We start from the raw sequence: 5,573 nt of genomic DNA on the forward strand, positions 1-5,573 counted from the left end.
CGGCAGAAGGAGCCTAAGAAGGTGGTGCTGAAGCCGAATACTCGGTGGCGCTCAACGACGAGAACACGCGCACGAACAAGTGGTGCTCAACGGCAATACCGGTGGTGCTCCGAGACACCAATACTCAGTCTGACTCCGGCTTGAGCGATCCAGCACTCGTTCCGCACTGTCTTGGACGCTATCCGCGACGCGGAGTAGGCCGTCAGTCGGCGTCACAGTCCCGTCGTTGGACGGACCGGGGAATGGGCTGGTGCCTGACGAAGCACGCGAAGCCGCTCGATCATTGCGGCGTCGGCTTCGGTTAAGGAGCGGGTCCCACTCAGAGCCATCAGTGCGCCAAGGATCGGGCCGTCGATCCGGGTCATCTGAGGCACCGGTAACTGCCAGTCGGTCGCTGCACGGATGAGGGTGATGATGGCGGCGCGCAGCGCGGGCAGGGTCGCCCCTAGATCCTCAAGTTGGTCCTCAATGAAGATGTCGTGCCCGTGGAGTAGCTGGCGAATCTGCCACGCCTTGCGGGCATACTCGACAGTCATCCCACCACGATCAGTGAGGAAGGCTTTCGCCTTGTCCCCTCCGGTCGGTCTTGCAGTCGACGCGGCGCAGGCCGGGCATGTGGGCAGTTCGTGGCCGCAGCCGAGCCTCAACGGTTTCCCTGCGAGTTCCAGCCCGAACTCGAACCGGGGAATGAGCGTTTCCAAGGCCACCCAGAGGGCGACGAACTGGTCGATCATGCTGGCCGCCACGAGCGACTTCGAGTACCAGAACAGAGCCTTGCGCTCCCTCGCGCCTAGTGGGCCGACGAGCCCGGCCAGCATGGGGCGATTGCTGGCTGTCGAGGACCACTGGAAGTTGGGGATCGGGCCGCGAAATTTGCCCATGACGAACCCCTCAGCGCCTGCGTAGGCGACTGTCCGTACCTGCCCGGAGCCATCCGGGGACGAGCCGGAAACGTCGATGCTTACCACCCGGACGGGAACCTGCATCTGGAAGGTCAGTTGGTCAGCGAGATCCTCCACGATCGGCCCCACCCCGTCGATGACTCGATCGATCTGCTGCCCTGATGCGAGCAGCAGCAGGCGACCCAGTTCCAACCCAGGGTGGGGCGGGGCCGCGACGTCTTCAGGATCGGTCGGCTCCAGTACGGTGGGAATCCCGTTGCGGATGGTCCATTGGCAGCAGTTGAACCGCGGCTCTCGGACGAACTCTTCAGGAAGTCCGTCGGCGTTCCCGTGAAAACCCACCACCAGCGCCGGCACGCTGACGATGACGCTGACGAGGAAGTCGGTCGGATCCACGTCCCGAGTGTACGAGCGGGCTGTCGCGACGCGGCAGAAGCGGACGTTCTCACCCCGCCCTTCTGGGTTCCTACTGACGGCTCGAGCGGTTCCACACCACGTGCCCAACGAGGGCAAGGACAGCGAGGCCGCTCGTCACGTACAACGGGGCAGACCACGCTGAATGATCACCCCCACTAACGAAGAACGTGTCGGCCAAGGCCATGCCCGGACCGAAGTTCGCCCAGAAATAGGCTGGGGCTCCCAAAGCCAGCAGAACCAGGAACGGGACCCCCACCACACTGGCCCGCCCCTCGGGCCGCCTCCAGGCGCCGACTAGCAGCGCGATCGCCAGCAGGGGCCCGACCGCCAGGAAGGCAATGACCATCCCGGCAGCCATGGATTCGCCAGTCGCGGCCACGTCCGCGTATATCTGGTCGAGACCGACGCCGGGGACTGCAGCCTGCGGATTCCACACGAGGATCTGGACCGCGGCGAGCAGCGCGTAAGCAACCACCGCCCCCGTTCCGATGAGCGCGACGGCCCTCGCGCTCAGGCGCCGCGTGGAGTTCATTGCTGGGGTCATGCCTTGCTCTTTCCCAGGGACATCGGTTCGCCGTCCGGCGCTGTCGTCGACTGTATGCGCCGGCCTGGCCACGGTCGACCCGCAAGCACCAGCCGCGGCATGAGCGATTGCTCCGCCACACGCGGTCGCGTGGCGGCGAGCACGAACGGGCCAGTTGACCCGACTCTCGGAAGAAGGAAGGTCTCTGCCCATACACGATCCTTGTCGCTGCCTGCACCGCGCAGGCCGTCGAACGACACCGTTCGGTGTGCCGCGATCGTTCGACGCGAGGCGCTCGTCTCAGGGTTGGCTGGCGAGGATTCGATCGACTTCGGATAGGACGGCAGCGACGTCGGTGACGCTCAGTTCGTCAACGAAGAAGATCCGCCGACCGATCTTGTTTAGCGAAGTGCCGATGATCAGGCCCCGAGCACGGTCGGCAATCCAGAAGCGGTCGTGAAAGTCGTCAGATTCGACGACGGACAACCTCAGACCGGGCTCGCGGGCGCGCAACTCGGCCTCGACCGCCGCATGCACCGTCGGGTCGTTTCCGGATGGCTTCACGACTGCTGTGATCTGCAGCCCCTTTATCAGAGCAGGTGCCATCATCGTCCCCAGCGACGCCGCATACACTCCGCTGTCCTTCACCCTTGTGCGTGTAAACAGATACGGGTCAGTGATGATGAGGTCGGCTTTAGGCGCCAGCTTTCCTATTCGCTTCGCCATACGCTGCTCGGCGGTAGCCGGCGGTTCCTTCGGAGTTATGTCCTCTTGCAGCCAGGTGATGTCCAAGAATGCGCTGGGGCCTTGGTCGACAAGTCGAGCCTGTACCTCCTCGAGAGAGTAGTCAGCTCGACGAAACAGCATTCGGTAGCCCAACTCCTCGGCTCTCGTTACCAACAGGAGGGCGTCCTCATGCGTCAGGGGAGGGTCGAACTGAAAGGAGTTCCAGTACCCGTCATGGCGAAACTGCCCATCGTCACCGAACTCTACTGGCGAATTTGCGGGCGCGTGGCGGGCGCCCGTGCTGCTGCCAGGAACCGGATCGGTCATGGCCCGAGCATACCGTCGGCGCCGCTCGAGCTGGCATCTTCGAGTAATTGGCCCAAGGGCGAAGGACTAGCAAGCACAGTCCTTCGAACTAAACACGGATTCGAGATCCTCGCTTCACGAGCTCGTCGATCTGAAGCTGATTCGTTCCGCACCAGCGATTTCCTTCTGCCACCGCGACCGTCGCATCCCAGCGATCTTGACCCCCGCCATGCTGGCGAATGGCGAAGAGCCGGATGCGCCCAGTAGGTCCCACGAGAGGAGGATATGAGCGGCAACGGCACGAGAGAGAGGCACCACGCCCGCGTCAAACGAGAGGGGGGTGATCCGACGTGGGCGGCGCGAAGCGATCCCAACAACGACTTCGCCGTCAAGGCAATAGCGCCTCGTGCCTGTGGTGCTCGGCCGCCACATGGCCACGCTTTAGGACTGCTAACACAAGGCTCGCGCTGCGGCCGACGCACCCGGCCTGTCCTAGGCCCGTCCAAGTGCCCAACCTCTCGAACGTGCCGAGCTTGGAATCCCTTGCGGGTGGCCTGCCTGCGTTCTGAACCCTGAGTCAGGCGCCGGTGTTGGTGTCGGCAGCCAGGTCGTCGAACGGAGTCGGGTTCGCAGACCGCGTGGCTTCTAGCATGGAGCCGAAGTCCTCAATCGCCTTCTTGACGCGATCCTGAGCCTTCAGGCCGCGGTCAGTCGCCGGCGCCAACTGCCCGGAGAACGCCATCGCCACCTCAACGACCGGCACCCAAGCCGCGATTGCCTGCGCGGGGGTCTTGCTCGTCTTGAACCGCAGGTTGTGCCGGTCCGCGACTGCCACGCCGAGGATCGTTTCAATACACGCGCCAAGGGCTGCCACGAGTAGATAGTTCGACCCTCGGGCGCTGACGAACGTGGCATGGCGCTTCTGCGCGTCTGTCCGGGACGCCGAGGGGATAGCGAGGATCTTGGCCTTCACCTGCTCGATCGCCTTCAGTAGCCCGTAGGTGTAGAGGATGTGCTGGGCCGTGACCGTGTCACGGAAGACCCGTGAGTAGACCGCGTCGTTGTCCCAGATGCTTCGGGTCTCGTTGTAGGCGAGGTTGGGCTCACCGTGGAACGCGGCGAGGGATTGCGCCACCGAGGAGTCCGGGAGCAGCGTCTTGACCCGCTGGATGGCGTCGGTCGTTCCACCGCGTCGGCCCCCGCGGTAGTCGGCCTCCGGCATCGCCTCGAACTCCTTCCGCAGACGGTCCTGCACGGCGTCCTTGCTCCGGAAGTCGGTGGCCTCGACCTTGTTCTGCGTGTTGTTGTACTTGACGATGTCGCCGAGGACGGCGGCGTTGGTGCACTTCACGAAACGGGCCATGACTCGCGCACCCGTCGTCGCCTCCGCCTCCGTGGCGTCCAGACTTCCCAGCGCACCCGTCGTCTGACCACCGTTGACGATGCCTATGCCCTCAACGGCGAGAGTCTGGAGGCCACCGTCGGCGACCCTGTGCTCGTACTTGTTCACCAACACCGTGATGCCATTGTTGAAGATTGCGAAGTTGTCGGGTTGACCCTTCGCCGTCTCTTTAATGCCGTAATTGATGTTGCCGCTCGAGCGGACCACGCCGAGATAGTCACGGATGTTCGGTGACATGAGTCTGGTCTTGTGCGTCGCCCAGAGGGCGCGCAGGTCCGCGACTTGAACGGCGGTGAAGAAGGCGCTCCAGTCGTGCTCCTGAATCTCGAAGCCACCCGGGACGTCGAACACGTACTGGTCGGGCACGAGGATCGGGGCGTGCATCCGTTGGTACTCGTCCTCGAGGACGCTACGGCCGATCTCCGCGCACGACACGTCAACGTCCAGGTCAGGGAAATGGCTCTTGAGGATGCCGTCCGCGGTCTTCACGGCCTGCTTCAACTCGTCATCGACGTTCTTGGACTCACTGCGGTTGTGGACGTACCAGAGCTGCAACTCGCGAATTTCGCCGCCACTCAGTGCGTCACGGACCTCCTCGGCGGCCCCGCGCAGCGTCTCGGGCAGGCCGTCGAGTTTTCCGGCCAGGAGCCAACTGACTGCGGTGTTGAGGTCGCTGGCCTTGTTCGCTGGGGCTTCCCCTGCGGTCGTCTTCGCCGACATGAAGCCCTGAGCAAGAACGATGCGCTGTTTGTCCGCGGAGACAGCGACGAGATCACACTTCTTGTCGTTGCTCCCGTCAGTCAGGCTGTTAGACGCGAAAGTGTCCACGTCGTCGAAGCCGAGGCGCATCTGCGCGACGAAGAGCAGCAGCGCGTTGTCGCCGTATGCCTTGAGATCGTCGCGGCTCTCAAACGCAGAGTAGCCAGGGGTGACATTCTCCGTGCCGCCCTGATCTGCCATGCCGTACCTCCGGGGATGCGCTTTGCAGGGCGATCTTACGGTAAGCAGCCCCTGGAATCCGGGCGGGCGTGAAGCCCGCTTCCACGGCGCCCTGCCCCGGACACGTTCGTGCTGTTGCGCGCTGACCCGACAGACCGAAAGGGAGCGACAGAGCCTGCGTCGTCATGGGCGAAGCGACGCGATCAGCGGACGATCGGCAACGTCCGACTCTCGGCATGTGGGTGAGGTCACGCCCTCCGAGGTCGACGACCGACTCTGGGCAGTTGATGAGCACACGCCCATCGGCAGATCTGGTGCCGGGCCTTGGCCAGAGAGGTCGCTGCCACCCAGAGGTTTC

Annotated in this window: 4 protein-coding genes; all 4 read right to left on the reverse strand. The window is 63.9% G+C overall.

Features of this window, described 5'->3' with window-relative positions; translation table 11 throughout:
* Positions 1–212: 212 nt before the first annotated feature.
* Complete coding sequence (locus H5397_RS16955; protein ID WP_182818906.1) at positions 213–1,298, reverse strand: hypothetical protein; 1,086 nt, start codon at positions 1,296–1,298, stop codon at positions 213–215.
* A gap of 70 nt (positions 1,299–1,368) precedes the next feature.
* The gene (locus H5397_RS16960) at positions 1,369–1,863 is read right to left on the reverse strand and encodes a hypothetical protein (RefSeq protein WP_182818908.1); all 495 of its coding nucleotides are present in this window, start codon (positions 1,861–1,863) and stop codon (positions 1,369–1,371) included.
* A gap of 279 nt (positions 1,864–2,142) precedes the next feature.
* Entirely contained in the window at positions 2,143–2,895 is a 753-nt protein-coding gene (locus tag H5397_RS16965) for a hypothetical protein (RefSeq protein WP_182818909.1), read from the reverse strand.
* A 556-nt stretch (positions 2,896–3,451) separates the two neighbouring features.
* A complete protein-coding gene (locus H5397_RS16970) occupies positions 3,452–5,236 on the reverse strand; it encodes an AIPR family protein (RefSeq protein WP_182818911.1) in 1,785 nt (594 codons plus the stop codon).
* Positions 5,237–5,573 lie beyond the last annotated feature (337 nt).

It is taken from the genome of Propioniciclava sp. MC1683, assembly GCF_014164675.1.
GTDB lineage: Bacteria > Actinomycetota > Actinomycetes > Propionibacteriales > Propionibacteriaceae > Propioniciclava.